Source organism: Ruegeria sp. BG10 (genome assembly GCF_056538575.1).
In genome coordinates this window covers 1,014,142-1,038,605 of record NZ_JBQFTI010000001.1, presented here as the reverse complement: position 1 = coordinate 1,038,605, position 24,464 = coordinate 1,014,142, and the positions used below count along the sequence as shown (strand labels likewise).

Below are 24,464 nucleotides of genomic sequence, written 5' to 3'. Positions count from 1 at the left end.
TGATGCCGATCAAGATTCCTTCCGACCTTCCTGCATTTGACGTTCTCACCCAAGAGGGTGTCATGGTCATGGCCGAGGATCAGGCGATGCGTCAGGACATCCGCCCCCTGCGGATCGGGTTGCTGAACCTGATGCCCAAGAAAATCCAGACCGAGAACCAGTTTGCCCGCCTGATCGGTGCGACCCCGCTGCAGATCGATCTGTCGCTGATCCGCATGACCGAACACCGGACCAAGAACACCGCCGCCGAACATATGGCCGAGTTCTATCGCCCCTTTCAGGAGGTAAAGGGCGAACGGTTTGACGGTCTTATCATCACCGGCGCTCCGATCGAGCATCTGGAGTTCGATGACGTCACCTATTGGGACGAAATGGCCGAAGTGTTTGACTGGACCCAGACCAACGTTCATTCGACATTCGGTGTCTGCTGGGGCGGAATGGCGATGATCAATCATTTCCACGGTGTGCGCAAACACATGCTGGACGCCAAAGCGTTTGGCTGCTTTCGTCACCGCAATCTGGCCCCGGCCTCGCCGTTCCTGCGCGGGTTCTCCGACGATTGCGTGATCCCCGTCAGCCGCTGGACCGAGATGAAACAGCACGAAATCGACGGTGCGCCCGGTCTGGACACGCTTTTGGGCAGTGACGAAGTCGGGCCCTGTCTGGTGGAAGACCGCGCGCATCGGGCGATTTATATCTTCAACCATTTCGAATATGACAGCGATACGCTGAAACAGGAATATGATCGCGACGTCGCCAATGGCACGCCGATCAACGTGCCGATGAACTACTACCCTGACGACGATCCGGCTCAGCCGCCACAGAACCGTTGGCGCAGCCATGCGCATCTGCTCTATGGCAACTGGATCAACGAGATTTATCAATCCACCCCGTTCGATCTGGAAAAAATTGGCGACTAAGGCGTTCATAACCTTCGGCCTGTTCCTTGTGGCCATGACGGTCGTCACCACATGGCGCGCCGCACGGAACGAGGCTCGCGCCGAAGCCGCCTTTCCGCCCGAAGGTCAGATCGTCATGGTCGACGGCATCGCGGTACATGCGGTGACCATGGGCCAGGGTCCGGATGTGGTTTTGATCCACGGGTCCAGCGGCAATACCCGCGACATGACCTTTGCACTCGCTCCGATATTGGCGGAACACTTCCGGGTCATCGTGTTTGACCGCCCCGGCCTGGGTTACAGCGCCAGCTTTAACCCGGAAGGTGAGACAATCGAAGAACAGGCCGCAATACTGCAAAAGGCCGCCGCGCAGCTGGGCGCGGATAAACCCATCGTCGCCGGTCAAAGCTATGGCGGCTCTGTATCGCTTGCCTGGGCGGTGACCCGGCCCGACAGTATCTCGGCGCTGGTTCTGATCGCCCCCGCCGCAATCCCGTGGGAGACACCCCTGGACGGGTTCAACCAACTGGCATCCACCCCGGCGGGTAACGCGCTGGCCCTGCCGCTGATCAGTGCTTTTGTGCCGCAATGGTATGTCGAAAAAGCGCTTGATCAGGTCTTTGCTCCGCAATCCGCGCCCGAAGGGTACGCCGAACACTTTGGCCCGGGCCTGACGATGCGACGGGCCTCGATGCACGCAAACGCCAAACAGCGCGCCAACCTTCTTGACGAAGTCCGTTCGCTGCAACCAAAGTACAGCGAAATTTCCGTGCCGACCGAGATCGTCCATGGAACGGCCGACACGACGGTAGGTCTGGGCTGGCATTCCGAGCGTCTGGTCGAACAGATCCCCGGTGCCGAACTGATCGAACTGCCCGGCATCGGACACATGCCCCAGGTCGTCGCCGCCCCCGAAGTCGCCGCCGCGATAGACCGTGCAGCACAACGCGCGGGTTTGCGTTAAGCCCGCAGCTAATCCATAGTAGGATATGGATTTTATGCTGAGGTAGGCCATGGCCCGTTCCGAAAGAGGTTCCATCGAAAAGTACTTTCGACATGACGCGCCCAAAGAGGTGCGGAAGGCAATCGAATCCGCGGAAAAAGGCGACATCCTGAACCCCACCTACCCGTATTCCGAACGCATGAAGCGCAAGGACTACGAGAAGGAAATGGAAAAGCTGCAGATCGAACTGGTCAAGATGCAATCCTGGATCAAGGAAACGGATCATCGGGTTGCGCTAATTTTCGAAGGTCGCGATGCGGCCGGAAAAGGCGGCACAATCAAGCGGTTCCGGGAGAACCTGAACCCACGCGGCGCGCGGAACGTTGCGCTCAGCAAGCCTTCGGACATGGAACGCAGCCAGTGGTATTTTCAGCGATACATCCAGCACTTGCCGTCTGCCGGAGAGATCGTGTTCTTTGACCGCAGCTGGTACAACCGGGGCGTGGTCGAGAATGTTTTCGGGTTCTGCACCAATGAAGAGCGCGAGCGTTTCTTCCGTCAGGTTCTGCCGCTGGAAACAGGTCTGGTCAATGACGGGATTACACTTTTCAAGTTCTGGCTGAACGTCGGGCGCGCAGAGCAGCTGAGCCGGTTTCTGGCCCGCGAAACAGACCCGCTGAAGCAATGGAAGCTCAGCCCGATAGACGTCGCGGGATTGAACAAATGGAAGGAATACAGCCAGTCCATTTCCGAAACCCTGACGCGCAGCCATTCAGATAATTGCCCCTGGACGATCATTCGGTCGGACGACAAGAAAAGGGCGCGGCTGGCAGCCATTCGGACCGTTCTGCACGCCCTGCCCTATGACGAAAAGGACAACGACGCCATCGGTCCCAACGATCCCAAGATTTGCGGTGGGCCGGAAATCTGGGACGCGTGATGGATTTTGCGGGGCATCCGGTGTGACCGGGGTTGGACGTGGATGCGCTCAGGGGCTATGTCCTGGATTCCAGAGGCTTAAACAAAAAGGTGCCTGATACAGGGATGACAAAACGCGGGTATCACCACGGGAACCTGAAGCAGGCTTTGATCGAGGCCGCCCTGTCCCTGATCGAAGAAAAGGGTCCGACCGGCTTTACCTTGTCCGAGGCTGCAAAAACCGCAGGTGTGACGCCCGCCGCCGTCTACAGGCATTTTCACGGCCGCGAAGACCTGATTGCCGAAGCCGCCCGGCAAGGGTTCGAGATGTTCGCCGACCTTATGCAATACGCATATGACAAGGGTCAGCCATCCGCTCTGGCCGCGTTCGAGGCGACCGGACGCGCCTATCTGGCGTTTGCGCGCAAGCACCCCGGCCACTACATCGCCATGTTCGAAAGCGGGATTTCGGTCAACCGGACGCCCGAGTTGGCGATGGCTGCAAACCGCGCCAAGAGCGTGCTGGAAAAAGCGGCGGCCGATCTCTCTCAGCACATCCCGCCGGATAAACGACCACCGGCGTCGATGTTCAGCGCCCATATCTGGGCCATGAGCCATGGCGTCGTGGAGCTCTATGCGCGCAACACCGGTGCCAGTTCGCCGTTTCCGCCCGAAGACCTGCTGGAAAGCGGCATTGGCATCTATTTACGCGGTCTGGGGTTGGTGCCGCAGGACGAATAAGTTTGCGTCAGAACTTAACCCGGGGCTGCGGCGCGCTGAGGCCCGAAGTGACATTGATCAGTTCCATCTCGCCCATCCCCTTGATGTCCACACGCCCAATGTCTGCGACCTGAAATTCGTCGATCAGGGCGTATTTCATCTCCTCCGGCGCTACGATATTCATAGGGTTTGCAAAGACTTGCAGGCGGGAAGCAATGTTCACCGCAGGGCCGAACACATCGTAGACGTATTTCTGAATACCCACGACCGAACCCACTGCGGCCCCCATGCCAAGGCCGATGCGGGCCTGCCATTTGTGCGGATGACTTTCATTGCGCCGTTCCAGGTATCGCAGGAACCTGACCGCGCAATGCGCCACTGCCGTTGCGTGGTCCGGCGTTGGATCGGGCATTCCCGAAACCGCCAGATAGGCGTCACCGATTGTCTTGATCCGCTCGCATCCGAACTGCTCAACAATCCGGTCGAACGCCGTGAAGATGTCGTTCAACTCGCTCAGCGTGACGGTCGGGTCCGTCTTGGCGGCAAAATCGGTGAAGCCGACGAAATCCAGCATGACCACCGAGACCTGATCGTAAAGCTGCGGCGTTACCACGCCGAAGCTCTTGAACTCTTCGTAGACCGCGCGCGGCATCAGGTTCAGCAACAACCGTTCGACGCGCTCCTTCTCACGCTCCAGTTCCCGGGTATTGCGCTCGACCATGGTCGAATAGCTGTCGATCATGCTTTCAAGTTCGCGAATACGGGTGATGTTCTGGCATTCGACAACCAGCACCTGTTCGGTCAATCCGTTCGCCAGCGAAACCGCCGTCGCGAAGATCAGCGTTCTGCGTTTGGGTTTGATCTGCAACTCGACCGAATAGCGCAGACCGGACTGTTTCACGTCATCCAGTTCACGTTGATCAAGAGATGGTATGAGGTCCAACAAGGTCTGCTCTTGCGTCGGTTCGCCGAACCACTCGGCGAAAGGACCATTGTGGAACACAAAGGTGAGGTCCGAGGCCCGCACCACCGCCACGCCGACACCAATCGCGCGCAGAAGTTGCTCGTTGATGGCCAGAATGCTCATGCGGCGTCACGCGCGACAATGATGGCGCGTTTGGATTCGATGGCTTGCAGCGCGATCTTGATGTGGCTGTCCTCCATCCCATGCATCGCCAGCGCCTCGCCGAAAAGCTCGGCCATCTCATCAAAATCCGCATGAGTTATGTTGAGGTGCCGGTGCACGGCCTCAATTCTTTCATCGCTGAAGGATGCGGGACCACCGACCAGAGAGGATACGAATTTCGTTTGATGATCTATGAGGCGTGGCATGTCGATATCTTCGAAATGACCCCCGATCTGTTCGGAATCCAGGGCCATTTCATAGAATGTCATCACAATCCGGCTGATCGTCTTAAACCCGCCATATCGTTCATAAATTGTCTGACCCACACCACACACCCAAGCGCTAACAACAAACAACACTGCAAGACTATATCAAATCGATAGTTTTGTTAACGCTTATAAGGGGCAAGCGCCAACCTGCCCTGACAGGGTGTGGTATTAAGGCGCTCGGACGGGGCTAAACGCTCAGATCATCCGCACAGGGAATAAAGCCGACAAACCCGCCCTGCGCCAACAACCGCGCCTGTCCACCACGGCGCCAGTACAGCTTGCGGCGGGTGGCCTGCACTTCCCGTCTGATGCGGAACCAAAGCGGGCCCTTGTCCAGACCGCTGTTGGTTTTCTTGTCCTGCGAGCGTTCACTGACCTTGACGGTTTCCAATGTCTGATCCTGCTGTTTCGACCAGATCATCTGCACCCCGACGGCCGGGAAGCACTGGTACATGCGCCAGTCGGGACGTGGGATCGAGACGAAGTCGTCAAGGTGGTCCGAGTATTGTTCGGACCACGACAACAATTTGCGGCACGCCCCCTGCGACAGGACATAAGCCGCCGCGCTTGGGGCCATTTCCAGCATCGGTCGAACCGGAACGCCGCCAATCTCGGTTTCGGGACCGAACCGCAGGGCGCGGGGCGAATAGTCGAGCTTGACGAAATCGAAACCCGCAGCGCGGCCCAGCAGGGCCGTAATGACCTCACCAGCCCGGGCTGACATTTCGACGTCATCCTCGAAAACAGCCACCGCCTTGTGGCCGCGGTCGATCGCCGTCTGCCAGACGGCGCGGTGGCTTTCGAAACAGGCGATCTCACTTTGCTTCAACCCCCACCGGCTGCCGGTTCCGGGAACATAACCGTTGCCGTCCAAAGCGCCGGATTGCTGCGCGTCGGTCGCGCTGAACCGCTGGGCACCGAACAGTCCTGCATGGGCGAATTGGCTTTCCATGAATGCCTTTCGCTCGGGCACCCGGTCCAGATTTATATAGTAGACACCCGTTCCTGATGGCAGCTCGTGATGTCCCAAGGCAATTCCTTTCCAACGCTTGCGTCAGATACACGCCGCTGAACCGGACAATCAACCCCACGCAACGACACCTGATGTCGCTGCGCGAACTGTTCAGGTGCGCGTATCCTGCCTAAGCTGCCCGGGAAGAACAAGAAACAGGAATCACGCAATGTCATCTCATGGGTATTCAAGCGGTCGCCTGAACTTGCCGTTCGTGGGCATTTCGACCTTTGGCAAATCGCCCTATGTCGAAGATTGGGATCAGATCGATGCAGACGTGGCCGTCATGGGCGCGCCTTTTGATTTCGGAACCCAATGGCGGTCCGGTGCGCGGTTCGGACCGCGCGCCGTGCGTGAGGCATCGACCCTGTTCAGTTTTGGGCACGCCGGTGCCTACGACCATGAGGATGACGCGACCTATCTGGATGCCTCTGTGCGTATGGTCGATATTGGCGACGCCGACATCATTCACACCAAAACGGATGAAAGCCACGCCAACATTCAGTTCGGTGTCGAAAGAATGCTTGAGGCGGGCGCCCTGCCCGTCACGATCGGTGGCGACCACTCGGTCAATATCCCCTGCATCAACGCGTTCGAAAGCGACTGCGCGCAAAACGGTCCGATCCACGTAGTTCAGATCGACGCGCATCTGGATTTCGTGGACGAGCGGCACGGCGTGACCGCTGGCCACGGCAACCCGATGCGCCGGGCGATTGAAAAGCCTTATGTTTCTGGCATGACCCAACTGGGCATTCGCAACGTCTCCTCTACCGCCAAGGAAGGATATGAAGACGCCCGTGCCCGTGGATCAGATATCCTGTCCGTTCGGCAGGTGCGCCAACTGGGCACCGAAGGCGTTTTGGCGAGGATACCGGAAGATGCACGGTACTACGTGACGATAGACATCGACGCTTTCTGCCCCTCTATCGCGTCAGGCACCGGAACGCCCAGTCACGGCGGGTTCCTTTATTACGACGTGCTGGAGATTTTGCAGGGGCTGGCAAAGCGCGGCGATGTCGTGGGCATCGACCTTGTCGAAGTCGCCCCAAATTACGACCCCACCGAAAGCACCCAGATTCTGGCAGCCCAGGTGCTGCTGAACTTCATCGGGTTCATCTATCATGAAAAAGGCAGGAAGGGCTGATCGCCCTTCCCGCCGATCCGATCAGGCGCTGATCGTGTTGTGCTCGGGCCCGTAAGGGAAGCCGGTGATGTTTTCGGCACCGGATTCCTCAACAACCAGAATGTCATGCTCGCGATATCCGCCCGCACCCTTCTGGCCTTCGGGGATCCAAAGCATCGGCTCGATGGACACGACCATACCGGGTTCAAGGACCGTATCGATGTCTTCGCGCAGTTCCAGCCCGGCTTCGCGCCCGTAGTAGTGGCTGAGAATGCCAAAGGAATGGCCATAGCCGAACGAACGGTATTGCAGCAGCCCTTCATCAGCGAAGAACCGGTTGATCTCATCACAGATGCCGGAACAGGTCGCACCGGGTTTGATCAGGCTCAGTCCCAACTCGTGCGCGGCAACGTTGGCCATCCAGATGCGCAGGCTTTCCGCATCGGGTTCGCCCAGAAACAGAGTACGTTCCAGCGCGGTATAATAGCCTGAGATCATCGGAAACGTGTTCAACGACAGGATATCGCCCTTTTGCAGCGCGCGCTTGGTGACCGGGTTATGCGCGCCGTCCGTGTTTAACCCGGACTGGAACCAGACCCAGGTGTCGCGGTACTCGGCCTCCGGATAGGCGCGTGCGATTTCGGCCTCCATCGCGTCGCGGCCTGCCATGGCAATCTCGATCTCGGTCGCGCCCTCGCGGATCGCTGCGTGAATGGCGGCGCCGCCAACGTCCGCAGTGCGCGCGCCGCCCTTGATCAGCGCGATCTCTTCGGCCGATTTGACCATGCGTGCGGCCATTGTATCCGGTGCGATATCCACCAGTTCCGGACCGCCCAGCATATCCAGCGCCGTGTCGCGCATCGCCAGCGTCATGTGATCGCCCTCAATCCCAATCCGTCCGACGGAACCGATCAGGCTGGCCACCGCGCGCCAGTAGTTGTTTCGCTGCCAGTCGGTATAGATCACGTTTTCGTCGACCGAACGCCGCCAGGGTTGACCGGCATCGATATTCGCCGAAACCGTCGTGCACGCATCCTGCGTCACAACGCAGCCATAGGGTCGGCCAAAGGCGCAATACAGAAAACCCGAGTAATAGGCGATGTTGTGCATCGACGTCAGCAGAACCGCCGGGATATCGCGCGCGGCCATCGTCGCGCGCAGGCTGGTCAGACGCCGTGCGTATTCTGCCTTGCTGAAGGGCAACGGCGCTTTGTCACCGTTATGGCTGGTGAAGAACTCGGGGCGATTTTCCAGGTCTTTCATATGGTCTCTCCTCAATGCCGGACAGGCAAGGCCCGGCCACAAGTCCCGGCGTTCAGGACAAGCGGCCTCGGGAACCGAGAGCCATGCATCCCAAGTTACGTCACGACGCCATCGTGACCGGGATGCACAGGGAAATCGCTAAATCAGCTTTCGAGTCGCGTCAAGCCGGGCTGAGACCGCGCAGCCGTTCGGACCGCCGCCGCAACAGCTCGACCGTGGTCAGCAGCGCGATTGAGATCACCACAAGGATGGTCGCAACCGCCAAAATGGTCGGGCTGATCTGTTCGCGCAGGCCGGTGAACATCTGCCACGGCAAAGTTTTCTGGCTTGCAGAACCGACGAACAGCACCACAACAACCTCGTCGAATGAGGTGATGAAGGCGAACAGGCCGCCCGAGATCACACCTGGCAGGATCAGCGGCATCTGGATCTTGAAGAATGTCCGCACCGGACCCGCGCCCATATTCGCCGCCGCCCGTGTCAGCGATTGGTCGAACCCGACCAACGTCGCCGTCACCGTGATGATCACGAAGGGAATCCCCAAAACGGCGTGCGCCAGAATGACCTTCACATAGCCCACGAAGTTCTTGTTCATGCCCAACGTGCCCTCAAGGAAGCGGCCTATGTCGCTGTAGAAAAAGAACATACCCGTGGCCGAGATGATCAGCGGCACGATCATCGGCGAGATCAGAACCCCCATGATCGCCCGCCGTCCGGGCACATGAGACTGGCTAAGCCCGATGGCCGCCAGCGTGCCCAACGTCACCGAAATGAAGGTCGCGATAGGCGCGATAATCAGCGAGTTCTTGAAGCTGCGCTGCCATTCATTATTCGTGAAGAAGTCCTGGTAATGCTTCAGCGAATAGCCTTCGGGGTCCAGCCGCAGCATCTCGGGCGTGAAGGTAAAGAAGTCCTGCGCGTTGAATGACAGCGGCAGCACCACAAGGATCGGAGTGATCAGGAACACAAAGATCGCACCGCAGATCACACGGAACAGGTAGTGATAGAACACCTGCTGGCCGGTCAGGTACGGCAACAGCTTGCGCCGATACCGCCCCTCGTACAGCCAGAAGATGAAGAAGGCAAAGAACCAACCGACCAGCAGCCCAACGATCAGCCCGGTCAGACCTGCGAAAAACAGGCCGGTTGCCCCAAGCCCCAATATCGTGATCCATCGCGCGGCCCGCTCGTTGTCCAGCACCGCGAAATAGATCCATGCCAGCAACGCCATCAGCGCGGCGCCAACAACGATGCCCAGAAAAACGTTGCCCTGACCGGCGCCGACGAACATTCCGACGAACCCGCCGGCGATGGCCACGGATGGCAGAACCACCGACAAAGGTTTGCGGGAGATTGGTGTAAGTGCTGCCATGATCTTTATCCCAGCTTGACGTTATCGATGCCCACGATCTTGTCGTAGACCCAGTAGAGTAGAAGCACGACCGCAAGCAGGATCGTCCCCAGCGCTGCCGCAAGCCCCCAGTTCAGCGAGGACGAGATGTGGTAGGCAATCCGGTTCGAGATGAAGACACCCTTGGTTCCGCCGACGATCTCGGGCGTAATGTAGTAACCGATCGCCAGAATGAACACGAGGATCGAGCCCGCGCCGATGCCGGGAATGGATTGGGGGAAATAAATCCGCCAGAAGGTGGTCCAGTTCGTGGCACCCATGGATTTCGCCGCACGGGTATAGGATGGCGGGATCGTCTGCATGACCGAATACATCGGCAGGATCATGAACGGCAGCAGGATATGCGTCATCGCAATGATCGTGCCGAACTGGTTGTTGATGATCACCAGCCTCGCGTCATCCGCGACCAGCCCCAGCCAGACCAGCGTTTCGTTGATCACCCCCTGCTGTTGCAGCATCACCTTCCACGCCGAAGTCCGCACCAGCAGCGACGTCCAGAACGGCAACAGCACAAGGATCATCAGCAAGTTGGAAATCCGCATCGGCAGATTGGCCAGCAGGTATGAGATCGGATAGGCCAGCAATATGCAAGAACCTGTAATGATCAGCGACATGAACAACGTGCGCCCGAACAGCTTGATCAGGATCTGCTTGTCTTCCGGCTGTGACTGAGCCCCTTCGGGTGTCCGGCGCATGTCGATGGCGTTCAGAAAATACCCGTTGGTGATCGGAACCGCATGGGTCTTGATCACGCGCCAGGTATCAACGTCGCCCCAGCCATCGTGAATTTCGATCAGTTTTTCCTTGAATGGTGCATCCGCTTCGACGTCCAACCGTTTGATCTTGCGCCCGGATTGGCGAAACATGGACGACATGCCCGTCTGTTCATAGTTCAGACGCGTGCCCAGCTTTGTATGCTCTTTCGCGTCAATCGCCGCGATCATGTCTTTGGTAAACGCCGCGTACAGCGCCTCGTCCGGCAGCTCTCCGCTTTCGGCGTCCCAGTTCCGCAGCTCAACCACTGTCAGGGGGAGCGTTTCGGCCACAATGCTGTTCTCAACCGAACGGAACAGCATCGAAACAATCGGGATCACAAAGGACAGCAGCACGAACAACAGCAAGGGTGCAATCAGCGCCAGAGCCCGAAGCTTGCGGCGGCGCAGGGAACGCGCCAGAGATTTCTTGAGTGGCGTGCCATCCGCAGCCAGCATCGGACCGGATTGAGTTGCGTCAGTCATCTGCGTCCCTTGGTCTTTGGTAAGTCGGGGCCAAAAGCAGCCCCGACCGAGGCTTTCTAAACCAGCTTATTGCGCCAGCCACGCCTGGAACTTGGCGTCGATATCGTCGCGATAGTCCGCCCAGAACTCGTAGTTATACAGGAACGTGTTCTTGGCATTTTCCGGATCGGTCGGCATGTGCGGTGCCATGTCGATGCCCAGATCGGCGTGCTGACCCACCAGCGGAGCCGAGGATGCCCGGGCCGGACCATACGAGATGTACTTGGCCTGATCCGCCAACCGCTGCGTGTCGGTGGCGAACATGATGTAGTCCAGCGCGCGCTGCTGGCGTTCCTCGCTCAGACCGGCGGGGATGATCCAGCCGTCCAGATCGAACACCTGCGCGTCCCACAGCATGGCAACGGGTTGCTTCTGCTCTTCGATCACGCTGAACAGGCGGCCATTATAGGTCGAACCCATGACAACTTCGCCATCGGCCAGCAACTGCGGTGTGTCGGCACCGGCAGACCACCAGACAACGTTGTCCTTGATGGTGCCCAGTTTGGCCAGCGCCTGATCCTGCCCTTCCGGGGTTGCCAGTACATCATAGACGTCGTCCTTGGACACGCCATCACAGATCAGCGCCCATTCCATGTTGTTGATCGGACGCTTTTCCAGCGAACGCTTACCCGGATAGGTTTCCAGGTCAAACACCGCGCAGACATCTGTCGGCGGCGTGTCGCCCACAAGGTCGGTGCGATAGCCAAAGGTCGTCGAGTACACGATCTGCGGGATAAAGCATTCGCTGACCAGCAGATCACCGAAATCTTCGGACGCCGGAGTGCCGTCCGGTGCGGGCGCAAGCTGCGTATCCGGATCGATTTCCAGAGCCAGACCCTCGTCGCACAGACGGATCGCGTCAGCGGCCACAACATCCACCACATCCCAGGTGATGTTGCCCGCTTCGTTCATGGCGCGCAGCTTGGCGACCGCTTCGGCCGAGCTGTCATCGTTCAGAATGGTGACGCCGGTCTTTTCCGAATAGGGCTCGTGATACGCTTTCAGCTGCGATTTGGAGTACGCGCCGCCCCATGAGACGATGGTCATCTCTTGGGCCATGGCCCCGCCGGCGACAACCGCAATCGCGCTTGCCATCAGAGTGGTTTTGGTTACTTTCATAGTTAACTCCCTGTTATACCCGTTAAATTTTACCTCGAAGACCGGATCACGGGGCAACCCGATCCTCTTTTCCCACGCACCCGGGCGGGCCGCCGTGGGGGATTCCTTCGTCAGGCGTCCAGCGCCCGGCAATCATGGGCCAGCCAGCCGATTTCGACTTCCTGCCCCGGAGACAGCCTGACCGCATCCGGCGCGTTCCGGGTCTTGATGATGAAATCGTCATTCCCCGCCACAGACAGGCGGAACCGGAATACATCGCCCATATAAATGAACTCTTTCACCGTCGCCTTCAGGGTATGCGCATCGGCATGCAGCCGGTCCTTGTTGAACTCCACCCGCTCGGGCCGGATCGAAACCTTGGTCCGCTCGCCGGCGGCGTGCACGTTGACCGGCTTGGCGTCAATCTCGGACCCGTCATCCAGAGTCACGACGCAAGCATCGCCGTCGATTGATTTAACAACACCTTCCAACGTGTTGTTTTCACCTATAAACTGAGCAACAAAGCTGTTCTCGGGCTCCTCATACAGCAGATCCGGCGGCGCCAGTTGCTGAATGCGCCCGTCGTCGAACACGGCGACGCGATCCGACATCGTCAGTGCTTCGGTCTGGTCGTGTGTCACGTAAACCGTAGTGATCCCCAACTCATGCGCCAGGCGAGTGATTTCGAACTGCATATGCTCGCGCAGTTGCTTGTCCAGCGCGCCCAGCGGTTCGTCCATCAGGACCAGTTCGGGCTCGAACACCAGCGCTCGGGCCAGGGCAATCCGCTGTTGCTGCCCGCCGGACAATTGCGCCGGACGGCGACTGCCAAAGGCGCCCATCTGCACCATGTCGAGCGCGCGTTTGACTTTTTCCTCACGCGCTTCCTTGCCCATATTCCGCACTTCCAGCGGGAAGGACAGATTTTCGGCCACAGTCATGTGCGGGAACAGGGCGTAGTTCTGGAACACCATCCCGATACCACGTTTATGCGGCGGGATGTTGTTGATCGGACGCCCGTCCAACATGATCTCGCCATGAGTCGCGGTTTCAAAACCGGCCAGCATCATCAGGCAAGTTGTCTTGCCGGAACCAGACGGGCCCAGCATTGTCAGAAACTCACCTTTTGGCATTGAGAGGTTTAGGTCTTTTACGACAAGTATCTCGCCGTCGTAAGATTTTTGGACACGTTGAAACTCGACGAACGCTGCGTCATTGGACATATACCGACTTGGCTCCCTGTGTGGTCTGTTGGCCGCCCGGTTTATCCGGGTCTCAAAGACCTATCCGCCCCATTTAAGGACATGCGGGACGCACCACGCAACCATAAATGTTTCAATGGAATGACAATTCAGACCGCGCAGGCAGAGTTCAGTTGCCGCATATGCCACGCAAGGCTTTGATTGCTGGACAAAACCGGCTTTTTCAGCCGCTCCTGAATCTCGGGTATGGCGTCAAAAGTTCTTAGATTTGTACAGCTTATAAAAACAGCCTCAACCGACGAATCAGCGCCAAGCTTCACCGCAGCATCGACAACGGATCGCCGGGAAATGCGCACGACCTTTGATTCCTCGGCCTGCCCGAACGAGCCGAAAACGTCCATCGAAACGCCATTTCGGGCAAAAGCCTGCCTCAGCGGTTCGTTCACTTCTTCGATATACGGGGACAGCAGCGCACATCTGGAAACCCCCAAATCTGCGGCGCAGGCAGAGGCAGCGCGCAGCGGATTTGTAACAACCGCGACGTCGCAAGTTTGTTGCACCATCCGTTCGACCTGATCCGATCCGATGACCGAACTGGCGGACGTACACCCGTACCCGACCACGCGATAAGGGCGAATTTTCGGCAAGAGATCCGCCGCCGCGGGCAAGGCCCTTTCCATGTCCGCCAGCGTGTCCGTGGTCACATTCACGCCGCTTGGAATTCTCGAAACATAAATCGGACAGGAGCGGTCCGGGAAATAGGCGCTGAATTCTGGTTCGATCGTTTCATCTGTCTGCAGAACGATCAGACCCATCGGCACTGAGTCAGGGTCGTCCTTGTCCAGGGTGTAGGGCAGATAGCTCATATCTCTGGCAACTCCGCGCCGGCCCGAGGGCTGATAAAGCGTGGAGCCCCTTCGGTGATGACGATGTTTTCTTCGTGAACCAGTATTTTGTCGCCCACGGCGATGCCCGGTTCAAGCGTCAGGACCATGCCCGGCTCCAGCACAGTGTTATCCGTTGGGATAAGCGACGGCCATTCGGTCAGGGACATACCCAAACCGTGCCCCAAGCGCCCTGCCCCGGTTTCCCCACTGGAACGGGACAGGACCCGGTTCATGGCATGGTAAAGATCGGCCGCTGTGACCCCGGGGCGCGCGATATCGAACGCGGCATCCGAAGCTTCGATCAGCGTAGTATAGGCATCCTTCACCTCTGGCGTTGCCGGGCCAACCGACCAGTTCCGGTCGAAATCGCAGAAATAGCCGTCCCGAACCAGCCCGGTATCCAGCATCAAGACATCACCCGGCCGCAAAGCCGTAGGCTCAGCCGGTGAGATTACGTCGGCATAACCGCCCTGCTCAGCGCCGCCGGCAAGGTAGGGAACCCAGTCGGCACCCTCTTCCAGACACAGCATCTGGAATCGTCGAAACACCTCGTCCAGCGCAACGCCCGCGCGGGCAATCTCGGGAACCCGATGAAAGGCACGCCCGGCAATGCCGCAGGCGGTTTCGATCCGGGAAATTTCGGCGTTGGATTTGACCATCCGCAATGCCCGCAGAATTCCGCCATCACCGCCCAATTCCCGACCGCCAATCAGGATTTGCAGACGTTGAAGATCGGCCCAGGGCATGCGGATATGGGTTTCATGCCCGTCCGGCAGCCCGATACGCGCATCTGCGGGCGTGACCTCGGCCAGAGCTTCGGCCAAAAGGCTGATACCGTCATCGGTAAGGTCCGGCGCGCTCCAGGTACGGATGTCATCCACCCAGGTTCCCGCCATAAGCGCGGCACCGATCGAAGGTATGACGGCGATCGGCTTCCTTGTCGCCGGAACGATCAGGAACCACGGGCGCGTCGGACTTTCCCAAAACCGGGTCAGGTAACCGGTGAAATAGCGAACTTCGGGCTCGGTCGTCAGCAACAGCGCGGATATCCCCGCTTCCGCCATCCGTCGTTGCGCGCGGCTGGTCCGCGCCTCGTATTCAGAGATGTCAAAGACCGTCATTCGGCGATCTCGGACAAAAAGCACAGGACACGGGCGTCGCGACCGATACCCAGTGCATCCTGCACATCGGTATTCATGGCCGCTGCAATCCCCGCCCCGCCCGATGCCGTGGTTTCAACCCCCGCGGTCGCCATCGCCGGCAGGTGATCCGTTACCTCCTGATCCGTCAGGGTCAGAAACCGGTCCGCATCGCGCGCCAGCCCGTTTAGGGCGATCTGCGACGGTTCTTTGCAGTCCAGCCGCCCCATCACGCTGTCCGGGCCGTCCGCAAAGACGCAGGTTCCCGCCTGAATACTGGCTTGCAGCGCCGGGGCTGCGTCGGGCTCAACGACGATGATTTGCGGCGCATCACCCCAGACTTTGCGCGCAGAGGCCGCCACGGCACCGGCCAGCCCGCCGACTCCGGCCTGAAGCATGATGTGGGTCGGCGGTTCCGGGCATTGCCGCGCCGCTTCGGCGGCCATCTGAAGGTAACCTTCCATCAGAATGTGCGGCAACTCATAGTATCCGTCCCACGAACTGTCTGACAGCAGGGTCCAACCGTTCTCCTTCGCGGCCTGGCTGGCACCTTCCATACTGGCGGCGTAGTCCGCACCGTGCCGCACCACGCGCGCGTTTTGGGCCCGCAACCGGTCGGCAAAACCCTCGGGTACCGTTTCGGCGATATAGACGACGGCCTCGGCACCAAAGATGCGGGCACCGGCAGCAACACTCATCCCGTGATTGCCTGCGCTGGCGGTGACATAAGTGCGCCCGGACAAAGCTGACGCATCAGGTGTCGGTGCAACCTCGGCCGCGTGGCGTGCAATCACATAGGCCGCCCCAAGAGCTTTGAACGACCCCAGATTCATGCGCCCACGTTCATCTTTGATCCAAAGACCCGCGACATCCGCCAATCCGTCAACCTGGACCAGCGGCGTTTCGGCAGCGGCGGGGCATTGGCTCAGCAGATCGGCCACACGGCCCGCGTCAGTGGACGGGTACGGCGCGGCCTCGATCAGTTTCTGGCCGCCGCGATGGGGGTTGGATATGATTTTCAATTGAGTGTCTTTCCTGAGTTGCCCATTGACGTGATCCCATTCCTCAAGTTCTGTCAACAAAACTCGGTCAGCGCAGGAGCAATCCATGGTCCACCCCAACCCCGCCTTCAGCCGGGCCGAATATGACCGCAGGCTGGCCAAAACCCGCACCGCCATGGCGGCGGCTGGGCTGGACGCGCTATTTGTCGAAGATCCTTCGAACATGGCCTGGCTGACAGGGTATGAGGGCTGGTCATTCTACGTGCATCAGGGCGTTCTGGTCCTGCACGACGGCGATCCGATCTGGTGGGGCCGCAATCAGGACGCCAATGGCGCGCGGCGCACGGTATGGATGCAAGATGATCGGGTGTTCGGCTATGCCGACGAATACGTGCAATCGACCGTCCGGCATCCGATGCAGGACCTCGCCGCGCTGATGAGGGACAATAGCCTCGGAACCGGCCGGATCGGTGTTGAACTGGACAACTATTACTACTCGGCCAAGGCGCATCTGACTTTGATGGCCGAACTGCCCGATGCAGATCTGACCGATGCAAACGGTCTGGTGAACTGGCAGCGTGCCGTGAAGTCGGACGAAGAAATTGCGCTGATGCGCAAGGCTGCGCGGATATCAGAGCACATCATAGATGGCGTACTGGAACGGGTCGAGCCGGGTCTGAACAAGAACGCGCTGGTCGCACAGATTTACCATGACGCAATATCGGGCGTTGACGGGGATTGGGGGGATTACGCCGCCATCGTGCCGCTGCTGCCATCCGGCCCTGACGCTGCGGCCCCGCATCTGACCTGGGATGGTGAACCCTTCAAGACCGGTGAGTGCACGTTTTTCGAACTCTCCGGTTGCTATCGCCGGTATCACGCACCGCTATGCCGCTCGGTCTTTCTGGGACAGCCGCCGGACCATCTGCGCCGGGCCGAGGCCGCATTGGTCGAGGGGCTGGAAGCCGGGCTTGATGCCGCCCGCGCCGGCAATCAGGCGCGCGACATCGCGCTGGCGCTGGCCGCGCCGCTGGAACGGGCCGGCATCGAGCGCGGGGCGCGCTGCGGCTACCCGATTGGCCTCAGCTATCCGCCGGATTGGGGTGAACGCACGATATCCCTGCGCGCCGAAGACGAGACTGTGCTGGAACCCGGCATGACTTTTCACTTCATGCCCGGCCTGTGGATGGACGACTGGGGTCTGGAAATAACCGAGTCGATCCTGATTACCGAAACCGGACCGGCCGAATGCTTTTGCGACCGGCCCAGAAAACTGTTCGTAAAGCCATGACATTGCAAAGATCCATCGACATTTTGTCCGATCTGATTACCTTTGAAACGGTGTCGGCGGACTCGAACCTGGATATGATCGGTTATCTGACCGAGCGGCTTAATGCTCTGGGCGCGCGCTGCATCGAAACCCGCGATGAAACGGGCACCAAGGCCAACGTTTTTGCCACGCTGGGACCGGACAAACCCGGCGGCATTCTTCTGTCCGGGCATACGGACGTGGTTCCGGTGGCGGATCAGGACTGGACATCGGACCCGTTCAAGATGACCGAAAAGGACGGCAGGCTTTACGGTCGCGGCACTTGCGACATGAAGGGTTTCATCGCTGCGGCGCTGGCTTTCGCGGAAACCCTGAACACCGACAAACTGGTCCAGCCGCTGCACTTTGCCTTTACCTATGACGAGGAAACTGGCTGTCTTGGCGCGCAGAACCTTGTTGATGACCTGTCGGACCGCGGCATTGTTCCGGACATCGCCATTATCGGCGAGCCGACCGAGATGCGGGTGATCGAAGGGCACAAGGGGTGTTTCGAATACACCACCCGGTTCGCAGGGCTCGAAGGTCACAGCTCGGCCCCCGATGATGGTGTCAACGCCGTCGAATATGCGGCGCGTTACATCGGCAAGTTGCTGGAACTGCGCCATATCCTGAAATCCCGCGCCCCACCCAACAGCAGGTTCGAACCACCCTGGACCACCCTGAATGTCGGGCGTATCTCTGGGGGCGTCGCGCATAACGTCATCGCCAGCAAAGCTGAAATCGCATGGGAAATGCGCCCCGTTCAATCCGGCGATGCCGAGCTGGTCAAGAAAACCATGACCGACTACGTCAATCATACCCTGCTGCCCGAAATGCAGGCGGTATTCAGCGGCGCTGACATCACCCAGCAAGCCATAGCCGAGGTCGAGGGGCTGGAACCGATGGAGCACAACGCGGCCCGCGATCTGGTTGCGGAACTGACCGGGGCCAACGGTACCGGCGTGGTTTCCTTCGCCACTGAGGCAGGGCTGTTTCAGCAACTGGGCGTTCATGCCATCGTCTGCGGGCCGGGCTCAATTGCGCAGGCACATAAGGCCGACGAGTACCTTGAGATCGATCAGCTTGGCCTGTGTTGCAAAATGCTGGACCGGCTGGGCCGGCGTCTGACCGCTTAACCGGTTCCGTGCGTGCGGTCATAGGCAGACCGCGCGGGTTGGACATGTGCAGCGCGCGCGCTTTCACCGGGGTCAAAGACCTCGATCAGCAGCGGGTAACATGCGGCCACATCCGACGAATGCTCGGCCGAACAATCCCCGCCGGGACAGGCGGACAGGCCGACGATCAGGTCAATCTCAGCGTAGAATTCCAGGTAATCGCCAGGACGTACGGGGCTGGCCTTCATAAAGTACTGGCCGGTGTTGCGGGTGAAGCCGGTGCACATGAAGACGTTCAGCACGTCATGCACATGCAGTTCCGCCTCGTGCAGCGGCAGGTTGCAATGGCTGGCCAGCGCGCGGGTCAGGTTGGAATGACAGCAATAATGATAATCATCCCCCGACAACAACCGCCCTGTATAAGGGTCACAGCGCGTCCCGATCACGTCATGAACCGAGCCACCATAGGCATCAAAGCCGTACCAGTCCAGCGTATCGCCCACGATAGTCGCCATGGGGCGCATGTTGGGAAAACTCGACCACATGCGGTCTCCGGTCGACAGGTGCGTGCCGTGCAAAGCGCGGGTTTTGCCGGAATAGAAACGCTCGGTCAGATCGTGCCTGTTCCACATGTTCAGGTCGCCGACCTGCGGCCCATCAACGGATACCACGCGAACAAATGCGCCTGCCGGTACGTCGATACAAGCCGCATCGCGCGGGGCGGCCGTCACCTCGGCCGTCTTGGTCGCGCCTTGCCGCAGACGGGTCAGAGCCGTCAGGTCCGGCTGCGGCAGCGTATCCGGCGGATAGCAAATGACGGGAGGGATAGTCTTGCGATCATCCGCATCCGCAGGCGGCACGAAATTCGGTTTTGCAAGCTTCATGAACGCACTCCCATCCCTGGTTACGCACAGGCTTAGCGCATTACGAACGGGTTCGCCATCGGCTCTTGTGCGGTGCTGATCCAGGTGGTTTTGGTTCTGGTGTAGTCCAGGATGGCCTCGACCCCGGCCTCGCGCCCATAGCCGGATTGGTTGAACCCGCCAAAGGGCGCAATCGGCGAAATCGCGCGATAGGTGTTTACCCAGCAGATCCCAGCCCGGATCCGTTTTGAAACGCGATGCGCACGGGCCAGGTTTTGCGTGAACACGCCCGATCCCAACCCATAAGGCGTGCTGTTGGCCAACGTAATCGCTTCCTCCTCGGTGTCGAAGGGCAGCAGGGACATCACCGGGCCGAACATCTCGATCCGCAGAGTTTCGGTGTCCGGTGATGCGCATTCGACCAGGGTTGGGTTCATGTAATTCCCCGGGCGGTCGGCGGATTTTCCGCCGAAATGGATCACCGCGCCCTGCCCCTGTGCCTTGGCCAGAGTGTCCTCGATCTTTTGAACCTGCGCTTCGGTGCAAAGCGGACCAACATGCGTTTCCGCCATCAATGGATCCCCCAACCGGATGGCGCTGGCCTTTTCCGTAATCCGCGCGATAAGAGGTTTGAGGATCGACCGGTGCACCAAGCCGCGCGTCCCGGCCACGCAGCTTTGGCCCGACGCGCCGAAATTCCCCGCGATCAGGCCATTGGCAGCCCCGTCCAGATCAGCATCCTCGAACACGAGGATCGGGGATTTCCCGCCCAGTTCCAATGAGGTGACCGCGAAGTTTTCGGCCGAATTTCGCACCACATGGCGTGCGGTTTCGGGTCCGCCGGTAAAGGCGATCCGGTCCACATCCGGGTGGCGCGTCAGCGGTATGGCGCAGTTTTCGGCGTCCCCGGTGATGACCGAGACGACACCGGGCGGAAAACCCGCCTGTTCAATCAGCCGGGCAAATTCCAGCATCGGCGCGGGGGCGACTTCGGATGCCTTCAGAACCACCGTACACCCTGCGGCCAGAGCCGGGCCAAGCTTGGTGGCCGTCAGGAACATCTGCGCGTTCCACGGCACGATCGCAGCGACAACACCGATAGGTTCGCGCGTGGTAAAAACGTGCATATCGGGCTTGTCGATGGGCAGGACCGTACCTTCAACTTTATCGGCCAACCCCGCGTAATAACGGTAGTAATCCGCGACATACCCGGTCTGGGCCGAGGTCTCTGCCAGCAGCTTGCCGCTGTCCGTCGTCTCCAACTCACCCAGACGCGGCGCGTGCCCGGCAATCAGGTCCGCGAGGCGGTACAGCAGCTTCCCCCGCGCGGTCTGTGTCATATCCCGCCATACGGGATCGTCGAGCACACGTTTGGCGGCGGATATGGCGCGGTTGACATCGTCCTTTGACGCACAGGCAAAGGTGGCCCAGCCCTGCCCGGTTGCCGGGTTTTGCGAGGTCATCACCTGCGCGTCCGACCCTTCGGTCCATTCGCCGTCGATGAACAACTGAAAATGCGGAAGGTTTCCCATGGTGATCCTCACTGAAAGGCGGGCATAACATCGTCGATGAACCGCGCCAGCGAGGCGCGCTTACGTTCGTTGGTCATGCCGCTGTCGACCCAGAACGAAAACTCATCATAGCCCAGATCCTCATACCGTTTGATCCGGTCAATCACCTGCTGTGCGGTACCGACGGTCAGATCGCGCCCCAGCTTTTCACAGGTATACATCGGGTTCGCGTCCATTTCAGCCTCGGATATCGGGTCGATCAAACCCTGGCGGATCGGACGTTTGTTCAGGAACCATGCGCCGAAATAGTTGTAATAGCGGCGAAGGTCCCGGATACCCTGCACCACGTCCTCGTCGTCTTTGCCGACATAGGTATGGTGCAGCAGCATGATCTTGGGGCGCGGCCCCGCGTAACTGTCGCAGGCATCATTGAACCGCCCCATCAGCGTCTCGATCTCTTCCATCCCCTGCCACAGCGGCGTGACCTGAATGTTGAACCCGTTATGAACGCCGAATTCATGGCTGTTGGGGTCCCGGGCCGCAATCCAGATCGGTGGCCCGCCGTCCTGCAGTGGCTTCGGGGCCGATGTCGTTGCGGGAAAGGCGTAGAACTCGCCCTCATGCGCGCAATCCCCCTGCCAGATTTGCGGCAACAGCGGCGTGGATTCACGCATCCTCTGCCCCGCCTCCCACGCATCCATATCGGGCATCAGGCGTTCATATTCAAAGGAATAGGCACCCCGCGCGATCCCCAGTTCGATGCGCCCCTTGGTCATCTGATCTGCGGCAGCAGCCTCCCCCGCCAGTTTGATCGGATGCCAGAAAGGCGCAACAACGGTTCCAGTGCCGAGCCGCACATTGCGCGTGTGATGGGCCAGATCGACCAGCGACAGGAACGGGTTCGGCGCGATCGTGAATTCCATCCCATGATGCTCACCTGTCCAGACGGCGCGCATGCCGCCGTCATCCGCCATTTTCACAAGCCCCACGAATTCGTCGTAAAGCACGTCATGAGGCTGATCGGGCGTCAGACGTTCCATATGGGCAAACAGCGAAAAATCCATCATTGGCTCCTGTCGTGAAAACTGTGAATCTCACCCTGTTCCGCGTCGCCCAGATACAGCGAAAAATCCCCGGTCCGGGCCTCGCGTGCAAAACGGGTTATCATGTGGCGGATGCCTTGGGTGGTATAGGTCTGGTCCGGCAGATCATTGATCCTGACCCATTCGGCCCCTTGTTTCGGTTCGTCCGGCTGGGCCGAGGCCAGAAAAAACGTGTAGTGCTGCCCAGAATCCGCGTCGCTGAACGAGGAGTAGACCTGTTCGATCCGCGCATTGAGGCCCCGTGCCGACAGCGCCTGTGCCAGCCTGTTCCGCTGTCCGCCCGGTTCGGCCCCGGCCACCTGAACCGGCTGTAATGCGCCGTTGTGACGCTCCATCAAAACCTTACCGCCAGCTTCGATAATTGCCCCGCAGACGGTGGGCACCCTGGCGTCGATCTCACGCTCAAGACCCAGACTGAAATACGATCCGCCGACATAGCCCAGACCGTCGCCACCGGTATGAGAGAAGCTCAGCACCCGCCCGATCAGAATCGTGTGATCCCCGGCGGGCAGAGCCTGATGGGTTTCACAGCAGAACTGCGCCAGCGCGCCGTCGATCAGCGGCAGGTTCTTCGGGCCATTGCGATGCGCAACCCTGGCAAACCGGTCGCCTTTGAAACCTGCAAAGGTGTTGGACACCTCTTGCTGCCCTTCGGCAAGGATGTTGACTGCGAAATGTCGGCAGGATCTGAACAGATCGTAGCTGGACAGAAACTTACCCGGACAAACCAGCAGCAGCGGCGGATCCAGCGAAACCGAGGAAAAGGAATTGGCCGTGAACCCAACCGGCGCGCCGGACCCGTCGCGCGTCGTCACCACGGTCACGCCGGTCATGAAGCTGCCAAAAGCGTCGCGCAGGGCTCGTGGGTCCGTAGCGGTCATGACAGGCACTCCTGAATGAAGGGCAGCAGAATGCCGTTGACTTCATCCGCATGGGTCATCGGCATCATATGGGCGGCGTTTGGTATGATCTCTGCCCGCCCCTGCGGTGCCAGGCCGGCCATGTCCCGCGACATCCGGGGGGTCGAGTTCGGCTCATCCCCGCCCGTCAGGAACAGCGCTGGGCATGAGATGCCGGCCAGCTGCGCATCAGATGGCCCGTCGCTTTCCGCAAACAGCGTATAGGCTGCCTTGTAAGCGGACGGTTCGACATCCCGCAGCCATCGCGCACAAACCGCGCGTTCCTCGGCATCGGCGTCCGCAAACCAGCGCTGCAATGTGACCGTTGGATCATTCGGTTGCTGATCAGACAAACTTTGCGCTCTGGCCAGAACAGCCTGCCGGGCCTGCGGTGACCGCCGATAGATCGCGTTCAGCGCGGCGATGCCGCGAACCTGTCCGGTATCCGCCGCCGCAATTTCCGCTGCCAGCAATGCACCCATCGAGTGCCCGACAATCACCGCGGGCTCGGTCAAAGCGGCGGCTACTGTCTCCGCATGATTGGCCAGTTCTTCCGGAGCCGAAAGCACGGCCTCTCCATGCCCCGGCATATCCGGGCAAACCACACGATATCCGTCCGAGACCAGCGGCTCAAATTGCGCGCCCCATGCCTCGGCTCGCAAACCTACGCCATGCAGCATGACGATCAGGGGCCCGTCGCCTTCATCAACAGCGGTCAACCCGCCGAAATCAGACCGAGGCCGGATTGTCCACGTCATGACCCAGATCCTTCAAGTCCTGATAACGGTCTCCGATCCGGTGATGCGGACGGCCGGATGTCGCCCCACCCAGAACGACCACGATTTCATCCGCGCGCGGCGCATCCGGGATCGCGAATTGCAGTGTCAGGTAATGCGACCGGCGTCCGGCATCATTCTTGTCCATCAGCGGCACCATGATAGGCGCGTTCGCCGACCCACGGGTATTGGTGAAGGACAGATAAGATTTCGCGGCCACGGCCTGACGAAAGATATTGCCGAAATGCAGGGTGTGGATCAGCCCCGAGGCATGCTCGACCTCTCCGTCCAGCCCGACGACCGCCGCCTTGCCATAAGCTTCGATGGCCTCACCGCTCCCGGCCAGCGCGATCATCCGGCTGGTCAGCACTTCTCCGAGTATCGGGCCATAAGCCAGAATTTCGGGCCTCAGGTCTTCGACATACCGCCCGGCCCACGGGTTGGTCACCACAGCCGCAACCGCAAACATCCGCCACGGGCGATCGGCCTTGCGAAACCCCTCGACCAGAACTTCTTCGTCGAATGTCACGATTTTCCGAATGTTTGGCTCCACGACCGTCTCCCGTTTTTTGGTTGGCAGACTATCTCTGGCCGCCGCCC

General features: G+C 59.7%; 24 protein-coding genes. 7 read left to right on the top strand and 17 right to left on the bottom strand.

Going from position 1 to position 24,464, the window contains the following annotated elements:
- Window positions 1-2: 2 nt before the first annotated feature.
- The 4 genes from metA to ACR0D8_RS05040 all read left to right on the top strand — a co-directional run bounded on the left by metA (window position 3) and on the right by ACR0D8_RS05040 (window position 3,501).
- Complete coding sequence (gene metA / locus ACR0D8_RS05055) at window positions 3-920, top strand: homoserine O-acetyltransferase MetA (protein WP_480645001.1); 918 nt, start codon at window positions 3-5, stop codon at window positions 918-920.
- On the top strand, window positions 910-1,863 hold the full coding sequence (locus ACR0D8_RS05050) for an alpha/beta fold hydrolase (protein WP_480644999.1): 954 nt from the start codon (window positions 910-912) through the stop codon (window positions 1,861-1,863). Before metA ends, ACR0D8_RS05050 begins: the two co-directional genes overlap by 11 nt.
- A gap of 49 nt (window positions 1,864-1,912) precedes the next feature.
- Window positions 1,913-2,782, top strand: a complete 870-nt coding sequence (ppk2, locus tag ACR0D8_RS05045) for a polyphosphate kinase 2 (RefSeq protein WP_480644997.1) — start codon at window positions 1,913-1,915, stop codon at window positions 2,780-2,782.
- A gap of 104 nt (window positions 2,783-2,886) precedes the next feature.
- On the top strand, window positions 2,887-3,501 hold the full coding sequence (locus ACR0D8_RS05040; protein WP_480644995.1) for a TetR/AcrR family transcriptional regulator: 615 nt from the start codon (window positions 2,887-2,889) through the stop codon (window positions 3,499-3,501).
- A 7-nt stretch (window positions 3,502-3,508) separates the two neighbouring features.
- On the opposite strand, the gene ACR0D8_RS05035 is transcribed toward ACR0D8_RS05040, so the two are convergent.
- The 3 genes from ACR0D8_RS05035 to ACR0D8_RS05025 all read right to left on the bottom strand — a co-directional run bounded on the left by ACR0D8_RS05035 (window position 3,509) and on the right by ACR0D8_RS05025 (window position 5,905).
- Entirely contained in the window at window positions 3,509-4,567 is a 1,059-nt protein-coding gene (locus tag ACR0D8_RS05035; protein ID WP_475160275.1) for an adenylate/guanylate cyclase domain-containing protein, read from the bottom strand.
- Window positions 4,564-4,932 carry a group I truncated hemoglobin gene (locus ACR0D8_RS05030; protein ID WP_475160271.1) on the bottom strand — a complete coding sequence of 123 codons (369 nt, stop codon included), beginning with the start codon at window positions 4,930-4,932 and terminating at the stop codon, window positions 4,564-4,566. The genes ACR0D8_RS05035 and ACR0D8_RS05030 overlap by 4 nt, the downstream gene beginning before the upstream one ends.
- Before the next feature lie 130 nt (window positions 4,933-5,062).
- Complete coding sequence (locus ACR0D8_RS05025) at window positions 5,063-5,905, bottom strand: glycosyltransferase family 25 protein (RefSeq protein ID WP_480644992.1); 843 nt, start codon at window positions 5,903-5,905, stop codon at window positions 5,063-5,065.
- Window positions 5,906-6,056: 151 nt separating this feature from the next.
- Between ACR0D8_RS05025 and speB the strand changes: the two genes are divergently transcribed.
- Complete coding sequence (gene speB / locus ACR0D8_RS05020) at window positions 6,057-7,031, top strand: agmatinase (RefSeq protein ID WP_480644990.1); 975 nt, start codon at window positions 6,057-6,059, stop codon at window positions 7,029-7,031.
- Between the two features lie 21 nt (window positions 7,032-7,052).
- Here the strand turns inward: speB and ACR0D8_RS05015 are convergent, their stop codons facing one another.
- The 8 genes from ACR0D8_RS05015 to ACR0D8_RS04980 form a co-directional block, all read right to left on the bottom strand.
- On the bottom strand, window positions 7,053-8,273 hold the full coding sequence (locus ACR0D8_RS05015; RefSeq protein ID WP_480644989.1) for an aminopeptidase P family protein: 1,221 nt from the start codon (window positions 8,271-8,273) through the stop codon (window positions 7,053-7,055).
- 160 nt (window positions 8,274-8,433) lie between these two features.
- Entirely contained in the window at window positions 8,434-9,645 is a 1,212-nt protein-coding gene (locus tag ACR0D8_RS05010) for an ABC transporter permease (RefSeq protein ID WP_480644987.1), read from the bottom strand.
- A gap of 5 nt (window positions 9,646-9,650) precedes the next feature.
- Window positions 9,651-10,922 carry an ABC transporter permease gene (locus ACR0D8_RS05005; RefSeq protein WP_475160260.1) on the bottom strand — a complete coding sequence of 424 codons (1,272 nt, stop codon included), beginning with the start codon at window positions 10,920-10,922 and terminating at the stop codon, window positions 9,651-9,653.
- Window positions 10,923-10,988: 66 nt separating this feature from the next.
- Entirely contained in the window at window positions 10,989-12,080 is a 1,092-nt protein-coding gene (locus tag ACR0D8_RS05000; protein ID WP_480644985.1) for an extracellular solute-binding protein, read from the bottom strand.
- Window positions 12,081-12,190: 110 nt separating this feature from the next.
- A complete protein-coding gene (locus ACR0D8_RS04995; RefSeq protein ID WP_475160257.1) occupies window positions 12,191-13,282 on the bottom strand; it encodes an ABC transporter ATP-binding protein in 1,092 nt (363 codons plus the stop codon).
- Between the two features lie 128 nt (window positions 13,283-13,410).
- Window positions 13,411-14,127 (bottom strand): maleate cis-trans isomerase family protein, encoded by a 717-nt coding sequence (locus ACR0D8_RS04990; RefSeq protein WP_480644983.1) that lies wholly within the window; start codon window positions 14,125-14,127, stop codon window positions 13,411-13,413.
- Window positions 14,124-15,269, bottom strand: a complete 1,146-nt coding sequence (locus ACR0D8_RS04985) for a M24 family metallopeptidase (protein ID WP_480644981.1) — start codon at window positions 15,267-15,269, stop codon at window positions 14,124-14,126. The genes ACR0D8_RS04990 and ACR0D8_RS04985 overlap by 4 nt, the downstream gene beginning before the upstream one ends.
- Window positions 15,266-16,309 (bottom strand): pyridoxal-phosphate dependent enzyme, encoded by a 1,044-nt coding sequence (locus tag ACR0D8_RS04980; RefSeq protein ID WP_480644979.1) that lies wholly within the window; start codon window positions 16,307-16,309, stop codon window positions 15,266-15,268. The genes ACR0D8_RS04985 and ACR0D8_RS04980 overlap by 4 nt, the downstream gene beginning before the upstream one ends.
- Before the next feature lie 85 nt (window positions 16,310-16,394).
- On the opposite strand from ACR0D8_RS04980, the gene ACR0D8_RS04975 reads away from it, so the two are divergent.
- A complete protein-coding gene (locus tag ACR0D8_RS04975; protein ID WP_480644977.1) occupies window positions 16,395-17,579 on the top strand; it encodes a M24 family metallopeptidase in 1,185 nt (394 codons plus the stop codon).
- Window positions 17,576-18,733: an acetylornithine deacetylase gene (gene argE, locus ACR0D8_RS04970; protein WP_480644975.1), complete on the top strand. Its 1,158-nt coding sequence runs from the start codon at window positions 17,576-17,578 to the stop codon at window positions 18,731-18,733. Before ACR0D8_RS04975 ends, argE begins: the two co-directional genes overlap by 4 nt.
- Here argE and ACR0D8_RS04965 read toward each other — a convergent pair.
- Genes ACR0D8_RS04965 through ACR0D8_RS04940 form a run of 6 tightly spaced genes read right to left on the bottom strand, consistent with a single transcriptional unit; the run spans window position 18,730 to window position 24,417 of the window.
- Window positions 18,730-19,596 carry an urea carboxylase-associated family protein gene (locus tag ACR0D8_RS04965; RefSeq protein ID WP_480644973.1) on the bottom strand — a complete coding sequence of 289 codons (867 nt, stop codon included), beginning with the start codon at window positions 19,594-19,596 and terminating at the stop codon, window positions 18,730-18,732. The genes argE and ACR0D8_RS04965 overlap by 4 nt on opposite strands.
- Before the next feature lie 32 nt (window positions 19,597-19,628).
- Window positions 19,629-21,107: an aldehyde dehydrogenase gene (locus ACR0D8_RS04960; RefSeq protein ID WP_480644971.1), complete on the bottom strand. Its 1,479-nt coding sequence runs from the start codon at window positions 21,105-21,107 to the stop codon at window positions 19,629-19,631.
- Window positions 21,108-21,115: 8 nt separating this feature from the next.
- The gene (locus tag ACR0D8_RS04955) at window positions 21,116-22,150 is read right to left on the bottom strand and encodes an LLM class flavin-dependent oxidoreductase (protein WP_480644970.1); all 1,035 of its coding nucleotides are present in this window, start codon (window positions 22,148-22,150) and stop codon (window positions 21,116-21,118) included.
- Window positions 22,150-23,070 (bottom strand): flavin reductase, encoded by a 921-nt coding sequence (locus tag ACR0D8_RS04950; protein ID WP_480644969.1) that lies wholly within the window; start codon window positions 23,068-23,070, stop codon window positions 22,150-22,152. Before ACR0D8_RS04950 ends, ACR0D8_RS04955 begins: the two co-directional genes overlap by 1 nt.
- Window positions 23,067-23,846: an alpha/beta fold hydrolase gene (locus tag ACR0D8_RS04945; RefSeq protein WP_480644968.1), complete on the bottom strand. Its 780-nt coding sequence runs from the start codon at window positions 23,844-23,846 to the stop codon at window positions 23,067-23,069. Before ACR0D8_RS04945 ends, ACR0D8_RS04950 begins: the two co-directional genes overlap by 4 nt.
- On the bottom strand, window positions 23,818-24,417 hold the full coding sequence (locus tag ACR0D8_RS04940; RefSeq protein WP_480644966.1) for an amino acid synthesis family protein: 600 nt from the start codon (window positions 24,415-24,417) through the stop codon (window positions 23,818-23,820). Before ACR0D8_RS04940 ends, ACR0D8_RS04945 begins: the two co-directional genes overlap by 29 nt.
- Window positions 24,418-24,464 lie beyond the last annotated feature (47 nt).

Bases quoted from the DNA above. Each gene is read 5' to 3' on its own strand.
- ACR0D8_RS05000 (WP_480644985.1), bottom strand. From the start codon at position 12,080: ATGAAAGTAACCAAAACCACTCTGATGGCAAGCGCGATTGCGGTTGTC.
- ACR0D8_RS05010 (WP_480644987.1), bottom strand. From the start codon at position 9,645: ATGGCAGCACTTACACCAATCTCCCGCAAACCTTTGTCGGTGGTTCTG.
- argE (WP_480644975.1), top strand. From the start codon at position 17,576: ATGACATTGCAAAGATCCATCGACATTTTGTCCGATCTGATTACCTTT.
- ACR0D8_RS05040 (WP_480644995.1), top strand. From the start codon at position 2,887: ATGACAAAACGCGGGTATCACCACGGGAACCTGAAGCAGGCTTTGATC.
- ACR0D8_RS04975 (WP_480644977.1), top strand. From the start codon at position 16,395: ATGGTCCACCCCAACCCCGCCTTCAGCCGGGCCGAATATGACCGCAGG.
- ACR0D8_RS04965 (WP_480644973.1), bottom strand. From the start codon at position 19,596: ATGAAGCTTGCAAAACCGAATTTCGTGCCGCCTGCGGATGCGGATGAT.
- ACR0D8_RS04945 (WP_480644968.1), bottom strand. From the start codon at position 23,846: ATGACGTGGACAATCCGGCCTCGGTCTGATTTCGGCGGGTTGACCGCT.
- ppk2 (WP_480644997.1), top strand. From the start codon at position 1,913: ATGGCCCGTTCCGAAAGAGGTTCCATCGAAAAGTACTTTCGACATGAC.
- ACR0D8_RS04995 (WP_475160257.1), bottom strand. From the start codon at position 13,282: ATGTCCAATGACGCAGCGTTCGTCGAGTTTCAACGTGTCCAAAAATCT.
- ACR0D8_RS05005 (WP_475160260.1), bottom strand. From the start codon at position 10,922: ATGACTGACGCAACTCAATCCGGTCCGATGCTGGCTGCGGATGGCACG.
- ACR0D8_RS04985 (WP_480644981.1), bottom strand. From the start codon at position 15,269: ATGACGGTCTTTGACATCTCTGAATACGAGGCGCGGACCAGCCGCGCG.
- ACR0D8_RS04955 (WP_480644970.1), bottom strand. From the start codon at position 22,150: ATGGATTTTTCGCTGTTTGCCCATATGGAACGTCTGACGCCCGATCAG.
- speB (WP_480644990.1), top strand. From the start codon at position 6,057: ATGTCATCTCATGGGTATTCAAGCGGTCGCCTGAACTTGCCGTTCGTG.
- ACR0D8_RS05015 (WP_480644989.1), bottom strand. From the start codon at position 8,273: ATGAAAGACCTGGAAAATCGCCCCGAGTTCTTCACCAGCCATAACGGT.
- ACR0D8_RS05035 (WP_475160275.1), bottom strand. From the start codon at position 4,567: ATGAGCATTCTGGCCATCAACGAGCAACTTCTGCGCGCGATTGGTGTC.
- metA (WP_480645001.1), top strand. From the start codon at position 3: ATGCCGATCAAGATTCCTTCCGACCTTCCTGCATTTGACGTTCTCACC.
- ACR0D8_RS04990 (WP_480644983.1), bottom strand. From the start codon at position 14,127: ATGAGCTATCTGCCCTACACCCTGGACAAGGACGACCCTGACTCAGTG.
- ACR0D8_RS04950 (WP_480644969.1), bottom strand. From the start codon at position 23,070: ATGACCGCTACGGACCCACGAGCCCTGCGCGACGCTTTTGGCAGCTTC.
- ACR0D8_RS04960 (WP_480644971.1), bottom strand. From the start codon at position 21,107: ATGGGAAACCTTCCGCATTTTCAGTTGTTCATCGACGGCGAATGGACC.